Here is a 16,906-nt window from a genome sequence, read left to right on the forward strand (position 1 = left end):
CTGAAGGCTTATTCCGCTTTCGGCTCGTCTTCTTTGTACTTCGCCGCGGTTTCTTTGATCAACTGCTGCAGTTCGCCGCGCTGATACATTTCAATGACGATATCGCAGCCGCCAACCAGTTCGCCGTCAACCCACAGCTGCGGGAAGGTCGGCCAGTTTGCGTACTTCGGCAGCTCAGCGCGGATGTCCGGGTTCTGCAGGATATCAACGTAGGCAAAACGTTCGCCACAGGCGGAGAGCGCCTGCACTGCCTGAGCAGAAAAACCGCAGCTCGGCAGTTTTGGAGAACCTTTCATGTACAGCAGGATCGGGTTTTCAGCGATCTGGCGCTGGATTTTTTCAACAGTGGTGCTCATTGTCTTTGCTTCCTTTAACTTCTTTTACGGCCGTAGTCAGACATTGTAACGTCTCTGGCTGCCGACGGAAAATAACATTTTGTTCACTCTTTCTTATTTTATCGTCTGTCGGCTGAAGTTGCCTTACAAATATGCCTTTATCGGCATCTGTGACGAAAAGTTGAGCGTTATGTTTCCAGATGTCACTGCGTTGATGATTTTTTTTGCACTCGCTTACGAAACGTTATTTTAGATGCAAAATGGCTATTAACATTTTGTGATTTTATGCATTAGAATCGAGGCGTTTTGAAAATCATACGCAGGCATGATTGCACAGGCCTGCCATAATCAGAGGATTGCTCAGTGGCGCGGATAAATAAAATCTCGATCACGCTCTGTGCTTTACTGTTTACATCGCTTTCATTTACACCGTTGTCGCACGCTTCTCAGCAGGCGCGCGCTTCTGCGACACAAAAAACACACCTGGCGAAAGCGCCCGAACGCAAGAAAAAAACCACCAGCCAGAAAAGCAAAACCACCGCAAAAAAAACCAGTAAAAAAACCACCGCGTCCACCAGCAAGAAAACTCCCGCTTCCACTACCGCTTCACGTAAAACCAAAGCCGTCGCCGATAAACGCACTGCCGCCACAAAAGTGACGCAGAAATGCACCATCCGCAAAGGTCAGAAAAAGAAATGTGTCAGCGTGGTGTGAACAAGCTGATGGGCCAGATTGGTAAACCGTATCGCTGGGGCGGCACGTCACCGCGTACCGGTTTTGACTGCAGCGGTCTGGTCTATTACGCCTATAAAGATCTGATCAACATTCGCATTCCGCGTACCGCGAACGAAATGTACCACTTGCGCGATGCGCGTCCGGTGAACCGCAGTGAACTGGAAACCGGCGATCTGGTCTTCTTCCGCACCCGTGGTCGCGGCACGGCCGATCACGTCGGCGTGTACGTCGGCAACGGCAAGTTTATCCAGTCTCCGCGTTCAGGCCGTGACATTCAGGTGACCTCGCTGAGCGAAGATTACTGGACCCGCCACTACGTCGGCGCCCGCCGCGTGATGACACCTAAAACGATCCGCTGATCTCTGCCCTGACGCAAATACGTCAGGGTAAGTTCCTCTTTTGTCACCCCTTTCAATTTGCTACCCTACCCTTACCGACTACAGGGTTATTCCTGTCTGTTGGGATAATTAACAATAAAAAGGAGAGTAGCAATGTCGTTCGAATTACCTGCATTACCGTATGCAAAAGACGCCCTGGCGCCCCATATTTCTGCGGAAACGCTGGAGTATCATTACGGAAAACACCATCAGACCTACGTGACCAATCTCAACAACCTGATCAAAGGGACGGCGTTTGAAGGCAAAACGCTGGAAGAAATTGTACGTTCTTCGGAAGGTGGCGTGTTCAACAACGCCGCTCAGGTCTGGAACCACACGTTCTACTGGCACTGCCTGGCGCCGAACGCCGGTGGCGAACCGACCGGTGACGTTGCAGTCGCCATCAACAAGGCCTTTGGCAGCTTCGCCGACTTTAAAGCGAAGTTTACCGACGCGGCGGTGAAAAACTTTGGTTCTGGCTGGACCTGGCTTGTGAAAAACGCCGACGGTAGCCTGGCGATTGTTTCCACGTCTAACGCCGGTACGCCGCTGACGACAGACGCCACGCCGTTACTGACCGTCGATGTGTGGGAACATGCGTATTATATTGACTACCGTAACGCCCGCCCGAACTATCTTGAGCACTTCTGGGCACTGGTAAACTGGGACTTTGTTGCGAAGAATCTGGCAGCATAAACCAGAACGCAGAAGGGTTATCCCTTCTGCGTGATTGTTTTACTTAGTTACTGGCACACACTTCTTCAGACTGGCGGGTTCCGCTAAACAGCACCACGAACAGGGCCAGCGCAGCAATGATGGCACCCATCACCGGCACAAAGCTGTAACCCAGACCACCGGAAATCACCGCACCACCCGCCGCCGCACCCAGGGCATTACCCAGGTTGAACGCACCGATGTTGACAGAAGAAGACAGCCCCGGCGCTTCACTGGCGACACGCATCACGCGCATCTGCAACGGAGGCACTACCGCGAACGTTGCCGCGCCCCAGACCACCATACTGATTGCTGCGCCAATCTGGCTCTGTGCGAGGAACGGAATCGCCAGCATGATTGCCATCAGTAGTAGCAGGAAGCCTTTCAGCGTCGCGCTGACGGAGCGATCGGCAAACTTACCGCCGAGATAGTTACCGATGGAGAAGCCCACACCGATCAGCACCAGCATCGCGGTCACGAACAGCGGCGACGCATTGGTGATGCTGTGCAGCACCGGTGAGATGTAGGTATAAAGGGTGAACATCGCCCCTGCGCCCAGTACCGTGGTCAACAGCGCAGACAATACCTGCGGGCGAACCAGTACTGACAACTCGCGCTTTACGTCAGGACGTTCCCCGGCGCTTCCTTTCGGCAGCGAGAACCACAGACCGAGCATAGCGATCACGCCCAGCCCTGCCGTCGCGAGGAACGACATGCGCCAGCCGATGGTTTCACCGAGCCAGGTGGCTGCAGGCACACCGCCGATGTTGGCAATGGTCAGCCCCATAAACATGGTGGCAACGGCGCTGGCCTGTTTGTGTTTCGGCACAACGCTTGCCGCCACCACCGAACCCAGTCCGAAGAACGCGCCGTGGTTAAGGCTGGTAATAATGCGGGAAAGCATCAGCGTGGTGTAATCCGGTGCGATGGCAGACAGCACGTTGCCAAGGGTAAAAATCGCCATCAGAAAAATCAGTGCGCTACGACGAGCGCGATGTGACAGTAGCAGCGTCATCAACGGCGCCCCGACCATCACGCCAACAGCATAGGCGCTGATCAGCATGCCAGCCGCGGGGATAGAGACGTCCACCCCGTTGGCGATGACGGGCAGCAGGCCCATCGGTGAGAATTCGGTTGTCCCGATGCCAAATGCCCCAACGGCAAGGGCAACTAACGGATAATTAACTTTCATTTAGCAACTCCGGTTGGCCGCGACGTTTCGCGGTACCTTGTAAGATGCAGAAAGTATGACATCAATCACAAAAAACTGAAGTGACAAAAATGACAAAAGATTATTGCGGAAATGATAATAATGCCGGGAGCGGCGCGGGGGAGAAGGCTCTCCCCCGGGGGAATTAGTGCAGAACGGCAATCAGGCCAGTGATAACGATCAGGCCCAGAGTAACAACAGTGGTGGTCAACGAAAGCTTGAGTTCGGTACTCATCAATTTTTCTCCTTGTTATTCCCACACCATTAGTGAGCCTGATCATTTTTGCATATTATTACGCGAAAATCTTCACGCTTTTGTCGGGTTATTGATTTTTCTCTTCCCCTTTTCGCCCGGATAGGACAAAATCCCACGCTAAATTAAAAGCGTACCGGCCACTGACCCCCTCCTGACGTCCTGTGTCGTTTTCCCGGCGTACCGCAATCCGACTTCGATTGCTACAGGGTGTTTTAAGGCAAACGTTTACGTGCCTGTTCTTCAGGAGTACAGAATATGGTCTGGAGTGAGATCTATGGCAACGATTAAAGATGTAGCGAAACGCGCAAACGTTTCCACTACAACCGTATCACACGTTATTAACAAAACCCGTTTCGTTGCGGAAGAGACGCGCAATGCCGTGTGGGCAGCGATCAAAGAGCTGCACTACTCGCCGAGCGCCGTCGCCCGCAGCCTGAAGGTAAACCACACCAAGTCAATTGGTCTGTTGGCCACCAGCAGCGAAGCCGCCTATTTTGCGGAAATTATCGAAGCCGTTGAGAAAAACTGCTTCCAGAAAGGCTATACCCTGATTCTGGGTAACGCCTGGAACAGCCTTGAAAAACAGCAGGCATATCTGTCGATGATGGCGCAAAAGCGCGTCGATGGGCTGCTGGTGATGTGCTCTGAATACCCGGACTCTCTGATCTCCATGCTGGAAGAGTACCGCCACATCCCGATGGTGGTGATGGACTGGGGCGAAGCGCGCGCCGACTTTACCGATGCTGTCATCGATAACGCCTTTGAAGGCGGTTATATGGCGGGACGTTACCTGCTGGATCGCGGTCATCGCGAAATTGGCGTGATCCCTGGGCCACTCGAGCGTAACACCGGTGCCGGTCGTCTTGCTGGCTTTATGAAAGCGATGCAGGAAGCGCAGGTTAACGTGCCGGAAAACTGGATTGTACAGGGCGATTTCGAGCCGGAATCCGGCTACCGTGCGATGCAGCAGATCCTCTCCCAGTCCCCTCGCCCGACGGCGATTTTCTGCGGCGGCGACATCATGGCGATGGGCGCAATTTGCGCTGCCGATGAGATGGGATTGCGCGTGCCGCAGGACATTTCCATTATTGGTTATGACAACGTGCGCAACGCCCGCTTCTTCTCTCCGGCGCTGACGACCATTCACCAGCCGAAAGATTCGCTGGGGGAAACGGCGTTCAATATGCTGCTCGACCGCATCGTCAACAAACGCGAAGAGTCGCAGTCGATTGAAGTACATCCGCGCCTTATCGAACGTCGCTCCGTGGCGGACGGCCCGTTCCGCGACTACCGCCGTTAAGCATTGTCGGGGNCACGCCAGCGCCGGTGACACATCCTGCTGTTGCCACGTCAGGCAGCACGCCGCATCCGGAAACGGATTCTCCAGTTCCAGCTCAACCCACTCGCCGCAGTCGATCCACGGGCGGGCAAAATGGGTGGGCACCATGCCGACGCACAAACCTGCTGAGAGGCAGGGGGGCGGNACGACCACCGACCGGAATCGCCTGCGTGGCACCAATGGCGAGCTCAACGCGCCCGTCAGAGAGCGCATCCCACACGCCGTTAAACACTTCCTCAAAGACAATCAGTTCCACATCGGGGAAATGGCGGTAGAAGTCGACGATCAGCTTTCGGGTACGCTCCGGCCTGACGATAATATCGACGGCAATCGACAGCTGCCCGCGCCAGCCGTTGGCGATCTGCTGACACTGCTGGCGAGTGATCTGCATTTTTTTGATAACAGAGCGCCCTTCTTTGAGAAACCAGACGCCCGCGGGGGTCAGTTCGACATCGCGGTGGCGGCGTTCAAACAGCGGCACCGCCAGCCACTCTTCCAGCTGACGCACCGTATAACTCACCGCTGAAGGCACCCGGTGCAGCTCCTGCGCTGCGGCACTGAAGCTGCCGTTTCTGGCTACCGCATCAACGACTTCGAGGGAATATTCCGACCACATTTTTTGCCTGCAAAAATTTTGAATTCACCCGACAAATATTAGCGTTTCACAAGCGCCTTTGCACTCCCTACACTTGCGCCTGTCGTACACCTGCATTGATAAAGAGAAAGAGATATGCAACCTGGAAAACCTTTTCTTGCCTGGCTGGCCGGTTTGAGCGTGCTCGGCTTTCTGGCAACTGATATGTATCTGCCCGCTTTTGCGGCCATTCAACGCGATCTGAACATTCCGGCGTCCACCGTCAGCGCCAGCCTGAGCCTGTTCCTGGCGGGCTTCGCCGTAGCGCAGCTGTTGTGGGGGCCGCTTTCCGACCGCTACGGTCGCAAAGGGGTTTTGCTCAGCGGACTGACGATTTTTGCCCTTGGCTGTCTGGGTATGCTGTGGGTGCGTGACGGCATGCTGTTGCTGGTGCTGCGCTTTATTCAGGCCGTTGGCGTTTGTGCGGCCACCGTCACCTGGCAGGCGATGGTGACGGATTACTATCCGGCGCATCGCACTAACCGTATTTTCGCCACCATCATGCCGCTGGTGGCGCTCTCTCCGGCGCTGGCCCCGCTGCTCGGAAGCTGGCTGTTGGTCCATCTGGAATGGCAGGCAATTTTTGCCGTCCTGTTTGCGGTTACGCTGGTGTTGATGATCCCGGCACTGCGCCTGAAACCGGCGCAAAAACCACAGCAGCAGACTGGCAAAACGCTGACGTTTTTCACGCTGCTGCGCTCACGCGCCTACTGCGGTAACGTGCTGGTCTACGCCGCCTGCTCCGCCTGTTTCTTTGCCTGGCTGACCGGCTCGCCGTTCCTGCTGCATGAAATGGGTTACGGCCCCGGCGCAATCGGCCTGAGTTACGTGCCGCAGACCATCGCCTTTCTGATGGGCGGCTACGGCTGCCGCGCGGCGCTGCAAAAATGGGAAGGCAAACAGTTGCTACCGTGGGCGATGATCGTTTTTGCACTCAGCACTATCGCCACCTGGGCGGTGGGCCTGTTTGCGGGCGCCACGCTAACGGCGCTGCTGGTTCCGTTCTGCATTATGGCGATGGCCAACGGTATGATTTACCCGATTGTCGTTGCGCAAGCGCTGCGCCCGTTCCCGCAGGCCACCGGTCGCGCTGCCGCGATGCAGAACACGCTGCAACTGGGGCTGTGCTTTCTCGCAAGTCTGGTGGTGTCGACGTTTATCGCCTCTCCGCTACTGGCGACCACCAGCGTGATGCTGGCGACGGTTGTGCTGGCGGCAATCGGCTATGTTATGCAGCTCCAGGCCAGCCCGGCCACGCGTAATACCGCGAAAAATTATGTTACCGAACAGTAATTAGGCTGCTAACATTTTTTTATTGAATCGCCTGATTTAGCGGCCTATACTGAGTCAGGCATCACATAATTACGATTAATATTATGCATTAACGGGCGCAGGACGCCGCCCGTTTCACCATGGAAGGCCTTTCGGCAAGGGTTATCTCCCTTCCTCTTTTTCTACGTCGGATAGCAGGCTCACGGAATGTTCCGTGAGATTTCTCACAAACCCAAAAAAGCGTCTACGCTGTTTTAAGGTTCTGGTCACATGCGCGTGATGGAGAAGCTATGAGTTCATCGTGTATAGAAGAAGTAAGCGTGCCCAATGATGAGTGGTATCGCATAGCCAGTGAGCTATTGAGTCGGGCAGGCATCGAAATTAACGGATCTGCCCCTTCAGATGTGCAGGTCAAAAATCCGCTCTTCTTTAAGCGCGTACTGCAGGAAGGCTCGCTTGGGTTAGGCGAGAGTTATATGGATGGCTGGTGGGATTGCGAGCGTCTGGATATTTTCTTCCAGAAGGTGTTGCGCGCCGGGCTGGAAAACCAACTCCCCCACCATTTCAAAGATACGCTGCGAATCGCCAGCGCCCGTCTGTTTAACCTGCAAAGTAAAAAAAGAGCCTGGATTGTCGGCAAAGAACATTATGATCTCGGCAACGATCTGTTCAGCCGGATGCTCGATCCAATGATGCAATACTCCTGCGCCTACTGGAAAGACGCCACCACGCTGGAAGAAGCGCAACTGGGCAAGCTGGATCTGATCTGCCGTAAACTACAGCTTAAACCGGGAATGCGCGTGCTGGATATCGGCTGCGGCTGGGGTGGTCTGGCTTATTATATGGCGAAAAATTACGGCGTCAGCGTCGTGGGCGTGACCATTTCAGCAGAACAGCAGAAAATGGCGCAACAGCGCTGCGAAGGGCTGGACGTCGATATTCGTCTTCAGGATTATCGCGACCTGAACGATCAATTTGACCGCATCGTTTCCGTCGGTATGTTCGAGCATGTGGGTCCGAAAAATTACAACACCTATTTTGACGTGGCCGACCGCAATTTGAAACCTGACGGTATTTTCCTGCTACACACCATCGGTTCGAAGAAAACGGATCACAACGTTGACCCGTGGATCGACAAATACATCTTCCCGAACGGCTGCCTGCCGTCCGTCCGCCAGATTGCCGATGCCAGCGAACCGCATTTTATTATGGAAGACTGGCACAACTTTGGCGCCGACTACGACACCACGCTAATGGCCTGGTATGAACGTTTCCTTGCCAGCTGGCCAGAAATTGCAGATAACTACTCCGAGCGTTTTAAACGGATGTTCAGTTATTATCTGAATGCCTGCGCCGGTGCGTTTCGGGCCCGTGATATTCACCTCTGGCAGGTGGTTTTCTCACGCGGTGTCGATCACGGACTTCGCGTCGCCCGCTAATAAAAATCCCCGGCGTGCCGGGGATTTTTTTATTCGTCTGCCGCTATCTGTAGCGCGGCCTCTTTTGCCGCCAGCACACGTTCGACGGTATCCACCACCGCCTGCGTCTGCGGGTCGATTTCGATATTCACCTGCGCACCGAGCTTTTTCTTGCCAAGCGTGGTGCGTTGCAGCGTTTCGGGAATTAAATGTACGCAAAAACGCGTCGCGGTGACTTCGCCCACTGTCAGGCTGATGCCATCAACGCCAATAAATCCTTTGTAGAGGATATATTTCATCAACGCCGGATCCTGCGGCTTAAACCAGATCTGCCGGTTATTTTCCGAGGTGAGGATTTTAGTGATGTCGGCGGTGGTCATAATATGGCCAGACATCAAATGCCCGCCAATCTCATCGNNTGTCGGTAACAGTCAGGCAGCAGCCGTTGTGCGCGACTGATGCCCCGGTTTCGAGCCCCTCAAGCATATGCTCAGGCATTTCAACAACGTGGGTGCGAAAATTCGGTTTTTCATCAATAGACACAACTTTCGCCGTGCCCTGCACAATACCAGTAAACATGCCGTCAACTCCTGTATTCCATCGTGGCGCTTAACATTCAGCGCGGTATAACACGAACAATAACAGTTGAAAAAACAGGTTGCCACCTTCGGAGCACTCCCTGCTATATTTTGACTGGCTTAATAGCGATTCCTCGCTACAATAGACTGACAATTTCCCCCGTATTTCTTCTTGCTGCCAGTTACGGCGGCTTTTTTCGTCCCTCAAATAACAACAATATATAGGTGTTCACGTGCAGAAGTATGTTAGTGAAGCGCGTCAGTTATTAGCACTGGCAATACCGGTGATCCTTGCGCAGATCGCCCAGACCGCGATGGGGTTTGTTGACACCGTGATGGCCGGTGGATACAGCGCCACCGATATGGCCGCCGTCGCCATCGGTACCTCAATCTGGTTGCCGGCGATCCTGTTCGGCCACGGGCTACTGCTGGCACTGACGCCGGTGATCGCGCAGCTCAACGGTTCTGGTCGCCGCGATCGCATCGCACACCAGGTGCGTCAGGGTTTCTGGCTGGCGGGTGGCGTTTCTGTTTTGATTATGGTCGTATTGTGGAACGCGGGTCATATCATCCGTACCATGCATAACATCGATCCGGCGCTGGCGGACAAAGCCGTTGGCTATTTGCGCGCCCTGCTGTGGGGTGCCCCGGGCTATTTGTTTTTCCAGGTGGCGCGTAACCAGTGCGAAGGGCTGGCAAAAACCAAACCTGGCATGGTGATGGGCTTTATCGGTCTGCTGGTCAACATTCCGGTCAACTACATCTTTATTTACGGTCATTTCGGCATGCCGGAATTGGGTGGCGTCGGCTGTGGCGTGGCCACTGCGGCGGTTTACTGGGTGATGTTCTTCAGCATGCTGACTTTTGTGAAAAATGCCCGTTCCCTGCGCGATATCCGCCTCGTGGAAGGCAGCGCGAAACCGGACAGCGTCGTACTTAAACGCCTGATTCAACTGGGGCTGCCGATTGCCCTGGCGCTGTTTTTCGAAGTGACGCTGTTTGCCGTGGTCGCGCTGTTGGTCTCGCCGCTGGGGATTGTTGACGTCGCCGGGCACCAGATCGCGCTGAACTTCAGTTCGCTGATGTTCGTGTTGCCGATGTCCCTCGCCGCGGCGGTAACGATTCGCGTCGGTTATCGCCTCGGTCAGGGCTCGACCATTGATGCGCAGGTGTCTGCCTGGACGGGGCTTGTCGTCGGGGTGTGCATGGCGATGCTAACGGCGATTTTCACCGTCTCCCTGCGCGAGCAGATCGCCCTGCTGTACAATGATAATCCCGCGGTTATCCTGCTGGCGTCCCAGTTGATGATGCTGGCGGCGGTGTATCAGATTTCCGATTCCATTCAGGTGATCGGTAGCGGCATTCTGCGTGGCTATAAAGACACCCGCTCGATTTTCTTTATCACTTTTACCGCTTACTGGGTGCTTGGGCTGCCGAGCGGCTATATTCTCGGCCTGACCGACCTGGTGGTGCCGCGCATGGGGCCAGCCGGATTCTGGTGGGGCTTCATCATCGGCCTGACCTCCGCGGCGGTCATGATGATGCTGCGGATGCGTTTCCTGCAGCACCAGCCGTCAAGCGTGATCCTGCACCGCGCCGCACGGTAATGGCGAAGCAGCCGCCGCCAGGCGGTTGCTTTCTCTCCATTTTGCGCAATTGTTCCGCAATCGCGTGATAAGCGAAAGAAATGTGCGACTTTCTTCTTGCAACCGCCCATCCCTGCCGCTAATATTCGTCCCCGTTGTGCGTTCATAGCTCAGTTGGTTAGAGCACCACCTTGACATGGTGGGGGTCGTTGGTTCGAGTCCAATTGAACGCACCATTCTGCGTCCGTAGCTCAGTTGGTTAGAGCACCACCTTGACATGGTGGGGGTCGGTGGTTCGAGTCCACTCGGACGCACCATAGTTTCTCTGTGGTGCCCCCTCTTCTGCTTCACAATCGTTCCTGTTTCAGACACGCAATATATTTCTGCCCCGATCGCATCACCCTGTCATACGCATTTTCCGTCATGTTCTGCCCTTCAAACGCGCCGTACAGCCGTTCAAAATTGACGCCGGTCAGACGCTGCATAATGTTGTCGATCGTCGCGGCAGGCAGCGGCAGCATATTCGGGTAGCTCCACATAAACGACACCGCATCCCTGCCGGGCGTCACCTGTAAAATATCTCCGGCGAGGATCACGCCACCACCTTCCGCCCAGTGCAGCACCGTCCCTCCGGCAAAGTGCCCGCCGAGACGCAACAGGCGGACGGACGGTATCAGCTCCATGCTGTCGCCTTCCCAGAGGCGAATCGCCGTGCTGTCGCGCATAATCCACTCCCGGTCGCTGCTATGAAGCCAGACGGGCGCGTTGAACGTCTCCGCCCAGTCCTGCATGGTGGTGTAGTAATGGGGATGCGAAATGGCGATGGCACGAATGCCGCCCAGCGCCCTGATCAGTAACTCCGTTGCCGGATCGAGATTAGCAATGCAGTCCCACAGCACGTTGCCGTGCGGCGTGCGTAGCAGAAACGCCCGCTGATTAATGGCGAATGACGGCACCGTTTTGATACTCAGCAGGTTCTCTTCATGCTGCTGCCATTTGTTGCTGTGCGACGCGGTCAGCGCCTCCGGCGTTATCCACGCCTGCCCGCTGACGGGCACGTACTGCCGCTCCTCTTCACAAATCTTACAGTGGTCTGTTTTTCCCTCGCTGTCGTCGTAGGACGTACCGCAGGCTTTGCACAACATCATCATCATGACTCCTTCAGAAACCGGATGCTAACTGTAACGCTAGCACAGACGGGTAATACCTCCAGCCGTCGTTTTGCCCTATACTGAGGCAACGCAACTCTGAACTGAAATGGGTGAATGATGGAAATTGATCTCGATAAACTGGTATTTAGCGGGCTGGACGAAGCAGAAGAACGCAACGCTGAACGACTGGAAGATGCCGATAAAAAAGCTCAGGAGATCATCGCCGACGACGACTGTGGCGATGCCTGCAAAATTTGATGACACAACAAACCGGCGGAAATGCCGGTTTGTTGTTTTTACTATCAGTTACGGTGTCACGATATTAAACCAGAACTCGAACTTGTCCATATAACCCAGCATCTCGTCCAGCTTCGCGCCATCGCCCGTCACCTTCACGTCGCCTTTATCCTCCGCTTGCTTCAGCGTCTCTTCCTTAAGGATAATTTTGTTCAGCGTCGCACGATCCAGCGTAATCGTCGCATCGGCGTTTTTCGCTTCGGCGTTGGCGGTATGGTTCAGCACGCCGTTTTCCAGCTCCAGCAGATATTTTCCGCCGTCGTGGCCCAGATCGACGTTAAAGACCGCTTTCGCCTCGGCGGCTTTCTCGCCGTTGATGTGCACCGCAAGGAAGTCAAAGAACATTTCAGGCGACATCGCCCGTACGGTATCGGCGCTGGCGGTGTTTGGCGTCGGCAGCTTCTGCACGCCGTTACGCAATTCCTGCGCGCCGGTCAGATAAAAGTTACGCCACGGCCCGGATTCCGCCTGATACCCCAGTTGCTCCAGCGCATCGGCTTCCAGATCCCGCGCCTCTTTGTTGTCCGGGTTCGCGAACACCACTTTGCTCACCACCTGAGCCACCCAGCGGTAGTTCCCCTGCGTGTAGTCCTCTTTTGCCTTCTTCAGGATGGCCTCTGCGCCGCCCATGTAGTCGACATATTTCTTCGCGGCCTCGACCGGCGGCAGTTCGTCAAGCGTCGCCGGGTTGCCATCAAACCAGCCGAGATAGAGCACATATGTGGCTTTCACATCGTGGCTCACCGAGCCGTAATAGCCGCGGTTGGCCCAGGTCTTCGCCAGTGACGGCGGCAGGGTAAAGCGATTTCATCACGCGTCTGCCCCTGGTTGGCCATGCGCAGCGTCTGGTCGTTGATGTAACGGTAGAGATCCCGCTGGCTCTTCATCAGTCTGACCACGTTTTCATTGCCCCAGGTTGGCCAGTGGTGCTGCGCCATAATAATCTCGGCTTTGTCACCCCAGCGCTGCACGGCGTCGTTGATGTATTTCGACCAGGCCAGCGGATCGCGGATCTTCGCCCCGCGCAGCGAATAGGTGTTATGCAGCGTGTGCGTCACATCCTCGGACGCTTCGATCATCTTCTTCTCTTCAACGTACCAGAGCATTTCCGACGGCGCTTCAGAGCCTGGTGCCATCAGGAAATCGTAGGTCAGACCGTCGATCGTCTCTTTCTGCCCGGTTCGGGTGATGTAGTTGGTCGGTGCAATCAGGGTCACGGTGCCTGCGGAGGTTGTCGTGCCCAGCCCGGCGCCCACCTGCCCTTTAACGTCCGGTTTCAGCAGGTTGCCGTACATATAGCTGGCGCGACGGCTCATCACGTTGCCCGCCATAATGTTCTCGGACACCGCCTCTTCCATAAACCCGGCGGGGGCGTAGATTTTCACCTTCCCGGCTTTCACATCCGCTTCATCCACCACGCCGCGCACGCCGCCGTAGTGGTCCACATGGCTGTGGGTGTAGATCACCGCGACCACTGGTTTTTTACCGCGATGTTTGAAATAGAGATCCATACCAACTTTCGCGGTCTCCGCTGAGACCAGCGGATCAACCACCGTCACGCCCGAGCTTCCCTCAATAATGGTCATATTGGAAAGATCGAGATTGCGGATCTGGTAAACGCCGTCAGTAATTTCAAATAATCCGCTGATGTTGATCAACTGCGCCTGACGCCACAGGCTGGGGTTAACCGAGTCCGGCGCTTTGTCGCCCTCTTTAATGAAGGCGTATTTTTGCGGGTCCCACACCAGTTTGCCCTGCGCATCGTTAATCACGTCTGGCGGCAATGCGGCGATAAAGCCTTTGTGGGCGTTAGTGAAATCGGTGTTATCGCTGAAAGGCAACTGATTGAGTAACGCATCATTTGCCGTTTTGGTTGCAGAGGTCGCGTCTTTCGGTTCCGTTTGCGCGAGTAAAGGAAAGGAAATACTGGTGAATAACCCAGCGAACAGAAAAGCGCTGACGATGTTATTTAATTTCATTCTTACCTCATCGGGTTAGCATTATTGCGCTATCCAAGTATTGATTCCGAATGAATATCCCGCCAATTTTACTAAAGGATATATTATATAGCACAGGAGCCCGGGCTGGGGCGCCTGTGCACGAAATTACAGTTTGACGTTGTCGATCGCTTGCTGTGCGCAGGCTTCGTCCAGATTGCCACCCGGTGCGCCGCCGATACCAATGGCGCCAATCACCTCATCGCCCGATTTTAGCGGCAGACCGCCCGCCAGCAACAGGAAGCCCGGGACGTCACGCATGTTCTGCGCACCCGCGTTATTTTGTGCCGCTTCCATCACTTTTCCGGAAGCATTTTTAGTGCTGAGCGCGGTGAACGCTTTCATTTCGCTGGCTTTAACCGTATGCGGACCGGCGTTATCGGTGCGCTGCACCGCTTTTATCACCCCGCCACGATCGACCACGGTCACGCTGACCTGGTAGTTTTTCGCCACGCAGGCCTGAACCGCCGCGCTGGCGAGCTGATTCGCCTGCGCCAAAGAGAGGTTTTTCTGCGTCAGTGTGGCCGCCTGCGCCATACCCGTTGCGGCCAGCAGCGCCGTTAACACCAGTAACTTTTTCATCGCACGTCCTCGTTTCGTTGTTGACCTCCAGATGCTAACCGGAGGCGTAACAAAACGTTATTCGGTGCATTACGCAGCCACCCTGGTAGTTATACGTACTGCAGTTTGTCGTGCTCGCGAATGGCCTGAACCAGGCTGGTCACGCCGAGCTTGCTGAAAATCGCCGCCCGGTGCGCTTCCACTGTGCGCGGCGACAGGTTCAGCCGCTGCGCCACCTCTTTGTTGCTGAGTCCGGCCATTAGCTCGTTCAGGACCTCGGTTTCCCGCGCCGACAGGGTGCTGAACAGCGTTTTGACGCGGATAAATTCCTGCCAGACCGCCGCCCGTTTTTCGCTTTCTGCAAAGGCAATCTGCACGGTTTCAATCAACCGATCGGCATCCAGCGGCTTGGTGAAAAACTCAAACACGCCGTGATGAAACGCGCGCCGACAGGCGTCAATGGTGCCATGCCCGGTCATCATCACCACCGGCAGTAGCGGCCACGGCCAGGCGCCCTCCTCAAGCCAGCGTAAGCCCCCTTTCCCCGGCATTCGCATGTCGAGCAACAGACAGCCGGTGAGNTCAATACCAGGAAATGACGTCACCGGCCAGTTGAGGGTTGAAAAGAGAAAGGTTAACGACTCGCGAATGGATTCATCGTCATCGATCAGGTAAATGCGGTTAGCCATGGCGTGCCGTTCTCCCGTTTACAAAGGTCAGACAGATCTCCGCCCCACCTGCAGGAGCGTTATGTAAAGTGATACTGCCATTCATGCGCAGTATCAGTGATTCAATCAGCGTCATGCCGAGGCCAATGCCCCCGTCGCGGCCGCTGTAGAACGGCATCAGGGCGTGCTGTAGCGCATCCGGTGTGAAACCTGGCCCACCGTCGGTGATCACCACCTCCACCGTCTCTCCGACGGCGTGGCTGTGAATATGCACCCAGCCGTTCTGTCGTTCCTGCTGCGCCTGAATGGCGTTGCTGAGCAAATTATGCAACACCTGCTCCAGCCACAGTTTGTCAGCCAGCACCGTGCGGGCNATGCTCTGCCGCGCGCTCATGTTCAAGCAGGTTCCCGACCTGCTGCCAGCTTTGCGCCAGGTCGGTGGCTTTCAGCGCCACCGGCTCCTGCACCACGTGGGCGCGAAAACGGGTCAGCAAATCGCCAATGCGTTGCGTCTGCACCCGCGCCGAACTGAGCGCCTGCAGTGCCGCATCGGCGTTGTGGTTTTTTAGCTGCCGCTCCGCCCCCTGGATCCACGTCTGCACGGCGGTCAGCGGCTGGGTGGTCTCATTGTCTCATGGACAATCCCGGCGGTGATCTCGCCGAGGGTGTTCAGCCGGGCATGTTGATAATAGTCGGCGCGCTGTACCGCATAGCGCTGTTGCCGCCGCTGCCACACAAATGCCCCGCCAGCCGCCACCAGTAACGCCCAGCAAACCGACAGCGCGACAAAGGGCAGCACAGGCACCTGCAGCCACGCCGGGTGCGCATCGGCCTCAAGCGTAAACGGCTGAAAGTGCTGCGGGANGGGTAAAGCGTGGTACAGGGCGAAAATACGGCTCAAGATCGATCATCACCCGGATCTGCCGGTACGGGTTGTACAGCCAGTAGCGAAACGGGCTCTCCGGCTCGACACGATCGGCGTCTAACGGGCGCTGCTGCGTCGTTTCCAGGGCGCGGATCTGCGGAAATTTCTTCTGTAATTCGCTAAGGGATTCGCCGCCATTCAGCAGCGGGATCACCGACTCGTTTTGCGTCAGTGCTGCGCTAATGCTGGAAAACAGCGTGCTGAAATCCCTGTCGAGCCGCCNNACCAGCCAGACGACTGCGCACCGCCAGATAAGCGGTCTGTTATTGATAAGATGGTTAATTGCGCTTCACCTGATTCATCGCCTCCCTGTATGTGTTTCACACCTTACAGTAATCATCCGCAATATCAGCCCCTTTATGAAATTTTGGGATCTTCCCCATGATTGCGGACGTCAAGCAAAGCGCGGAACGTTCAGCGATAGGAGACCACCAGCAGCTGTAATTCCGGGTGTTGATTCACCGGCAGCGTCTGCACCGTGGCGATATCCTCCGGTAATTGCGTCACATCCCCCTGACTGAGCGCCACGGCCCGGACATGTTTTACGCCGGAACGCAGACAGGAAAACGTCGCCTGCACGGCCCCGTCGCGCGCCACGCTGCATGCCCCTTCAACGATTTTTCCACGGAAATGTATAACGCCGGACTGGCCGTTGCCAGCCGCATAAACGGCAGAAGAGAGAGAGATTGCGGCCAGCGCCGCAGCAAACCAATGTGCTTTTTTCATCCTGTGACCCCACATCCTGTGAGAAACGTCTGCGGCTCCCGTTCACCACGGTGACAGCCCTTGTCTGTGTCAGGGAAATCCGCCCCTGTCGCGCCTTTCCATGTAAGACAATGCTTACGACGCACTA

The 16,906-nt window shown here is 55.7% G+C and carries 14 protein-coding genes, 2 tRNA genes and 4 pseudogenes; 9 read left to right on the top strand and 11 right to left on the bottom strand.

The features are described 5' to 3' along the window. Positions 1–8: 8 nt before the first annotated feature. Positions 9–356 carry a monothiol glutaredoxin 4 gene (grxD, locus tag GM30_RS19945; RefSeq protein WP_038153964.1) on the bottom strand — a complete coding sequence of 116 codons (348 nt, stop codon included), beginning with the start codon at positions 354–356 and terminating at the stop codon, positions 9–11. A gap of 342 nt (positions 357–698) precedes the next feature. On the opposite strand from grxD, the pseudogene GM30_RS19950 reads away from it, so the two are divergent. Continuing rightward, a pseudogene (locus GM30_RS19950) lies at positions 699–1,429 on the top strand (C40 family peptidase). 132 nt (positions 1,430–1,561) lie between these two features. Further along, a complete protein-coding gene (sodB, locus tag GM30_RS19955) occupies positions 1,562–2,143 on the top strand; it encodes a superoxide dismutase [Fe] (RefSeq protein WP_049850022.1) in 582 nt (193 codons plus the stop codon). A 43-nt stretch (positions 2,144–2,186) separates the two neighbouring features. Here sodB and GM30_RS19960 read toward each other — a convergent pair whose 3' ends face one another. Together GM30_RS19960 and cydH are read right to left on the bottom strand one after the other, a co-directional pair. After that, the gene (locus GM30_RS19960) at positions 2,187–3,353 is read right to left on the bottom strand and encodes an MFS transporter (protein ID WP_049850023.1); all 1,167 of its coding nucleotides are present in this window, start codon (positions 3,351–3,353) and stop codon (positions 2,187–2,189) included. A 163-nt stretch (positions 3,354–3,516) separates the two neighbouring features. After that, the gene (gene cydH, locus GM30_RS26370; protein ID WP_124965851.1) at positions 3,517–3,606 is read right to left on the bottom strand and encodes a cytochrome bd-I oxidase subunit CydH; all 90 of its coding nucleotides are present in this window, start codon (positions 3,604–3,606) and stop codon (positions 3,517–3,519) included. Between the two features lie 295 nt (positions 3,607–3,901). Between cydH and purR the strand changes: the two genes are divergently transcribed. Further along, positions 3,902–4,927, top strand: a complete 1,026-nt coding sequence (gene purR / locus GM30_RS19965) for an HTH-type transcriptional repressor PurR (RefSeq protein ID WP_049850024.1) — start codon at positions 3,902–3,904, stop codon at positions 4,925–4,927. A 15-nt stretch (positions 4,928–4,942) separates the two neighbouring features. Here purR and GM30_RS19970 read toward each other — a convergent pair. After that, a pseudogene (locus tag GM30_RS19970) lies at positions 4,943–5,582 on the bottom strand (LysR family transcriptional regulator); the annotation flags it as partial. 114 nt (positions 5,583–5,696) lie between these two features. On the opposite strand from GM30_RS19970, the gene punC reads away from it, so the two are divergent. Beyond that, positions 5,697–6,893, top strand: a complete 1,197-nt coding sequence (gene punC / locus GM30_RS19975; RefSeq protein ID WP_049850025.1) for a purine nucleoside transporter PunC — start codon at positions 5,697–5,699, stop codon at positions 6,891–6,893. Positions 6,894–7,162: 269 nt separating this feature from the next. Next, positions 7,163–8,311, top strand: coding sequence for a cyclopropane fatty acyl phospholipid synthase (gene cfa / locus GM30_RS19980; protein WP_049850026.1), 1,149 nt, complete (start codon positions 7,163–7,165; stop codon positions 8,309–8,311). A gap of 29 nt (positions 8,312–8,340) precedes the next feature. On the opposite strand, the pseudogene ribE reads toward cfa, so the two are convergent. Further along, positions 8,341–8,869: pseudogene (gene ribE, locus GM30_RS19985) on the bottom strand (riboflavin synthase). A gap of 232 nt (positions 8,870–9,101) precedes the next feature. Here ribE and mdtK point away from each other — a divergent pair. The 3 genes from mdtK (at position 9,102) to GM30_RS20000 (ending at position 10,771) form a co-directional block, all read left to right on the top strand. Beyond that, complete coding sequence (mdtK, locus tag GM30_RS19990) at positions 9,102–10,475, top strand: MdtK family multidrug efflux MATE transporter (RefSeq protein ID WP_049850027.1); 1,374 nt, start codon at positions 9,102–9,104, stop codon at positions 10,473–10,475. A gap of 138 nt (positions 10,476–10,613) precedes the next feature. After that, positions 10,614–10,690, top strand: a tRNA-Val gene (locus GM30_RS19995). 4 nt (positions 10,691–10,694) lie between these two features. Continuing rightward, a tRNA-Val gene (locus GM30_RS20000) sits at positions 10,695–10,771 on the top strand. A 30-nt stretch (positions 10,772–10,801) separates the two neighbouring features. Here the strand turns inward: GM30_RS20000 and GM30_RS20005 are convergent. Then, the gene (locus tag GM30_RS20005) at positions 10,802–11,605 is read right to left on the bottom strand and encodes an MBL fold metallo-hydrolase (protein ID WP_049850028.1); all 804 of its coding nucleotides are present in this window, start codon (positions 11,603–11,605) and stop codon (positions 10,802–10,804) included. A 117-nt stretch (positions 11,606–11,722) separates the two neighbouring features. Between GM30_RS20005 and GM30_RS26375 the strand changes: the two genes are divergently transcribed. Then, complete coding sequence (locus GM30_RS26375) at positions 11,723–11,863, top strand: hypothetical protein (RefSeq protein ID WP_124965958.1); 141 nt, start codon at positions 11,723–11,725, stop codon at positions 11,861–11,863. A gap of 48 nt (positions 11,864–11,911) precedes the next feature. Here the strand turns inward: GM30_RS26375 and GM30_RS20010 are convergent. The 5 genes and pseudogenes from GM30_RS20010 to GM30_RS20045 form a co-directional block, all read right to left on the bottom strand. Further along, a pseudogene (locus GM30_RS20010) lies at positions 11,912–13,881 on the bottom strand (alkyl/aryl-sulfatase). A 126-nt stretch (positions 13,882–14,007) separates the two neighbouring features. After that, positions 14,008–14,481, bottom strand: a complete 474-nt coding sequence (locus GM30_RS20015) for a GlcG/HbpS family heme-binding protein (RefSeq protein WP_049850029.1) — start codon at positions 14,479–14,481, stop codon at positions 14,008–14,010. An 89-nt stretch (positions 14,482–14,570) separates the two neighbouring features. After that, entirely contained in the window at positions 14,571–15,149 is a 579-nt protein-coding gene (locus GM30_RS20020; RefSeq protein ID WP_049850030.1) for a response regulator transcription factor, read from the bottom strand. After that, positions 15,142–15,522 carry an ATP-binding protein gene (locus GM30_RS27435; protein WP_049850031.1) on the bottom strand — a complete coding sequence of 127 codons (381 nt, stop codon included), beginning with the start codon at positions 15,520–15,522 and terminating at the stop codon, positions 15,142–15,144. The genes GM30_RS20020 and GM30_RS27435 overlap by 8 nt, the downstream gene beginning before the upstream one ends. 945 nt (positions 15,523–16,467) lie before the next feature. Further along, positions 16,468–16,779 (bottom strand): type 1 fimbrial protein, encoded by a 312-nt coding sequence (locus GM30_RS20045; RefSeq protein WP_049850035.1) that lies wholly within the window; start codon positions 16,777–16,779, stop codon positions 16,468–16,470. Positions 16,780–16,906 lie beyond the last annotated feature (127 nt).

The sequence above is a fragment of the Trabulsiella odontotermitis genome (assembly GCF_001188485.1).
Taxonomy (GTDB): domain Bacteria; phylum Pseudomonadota; class Gammaproteobacteria; order Enterobacterales; family Enterobacteriaceae; genus Trabulsiella; species Trabulsiella odontotermitis_A.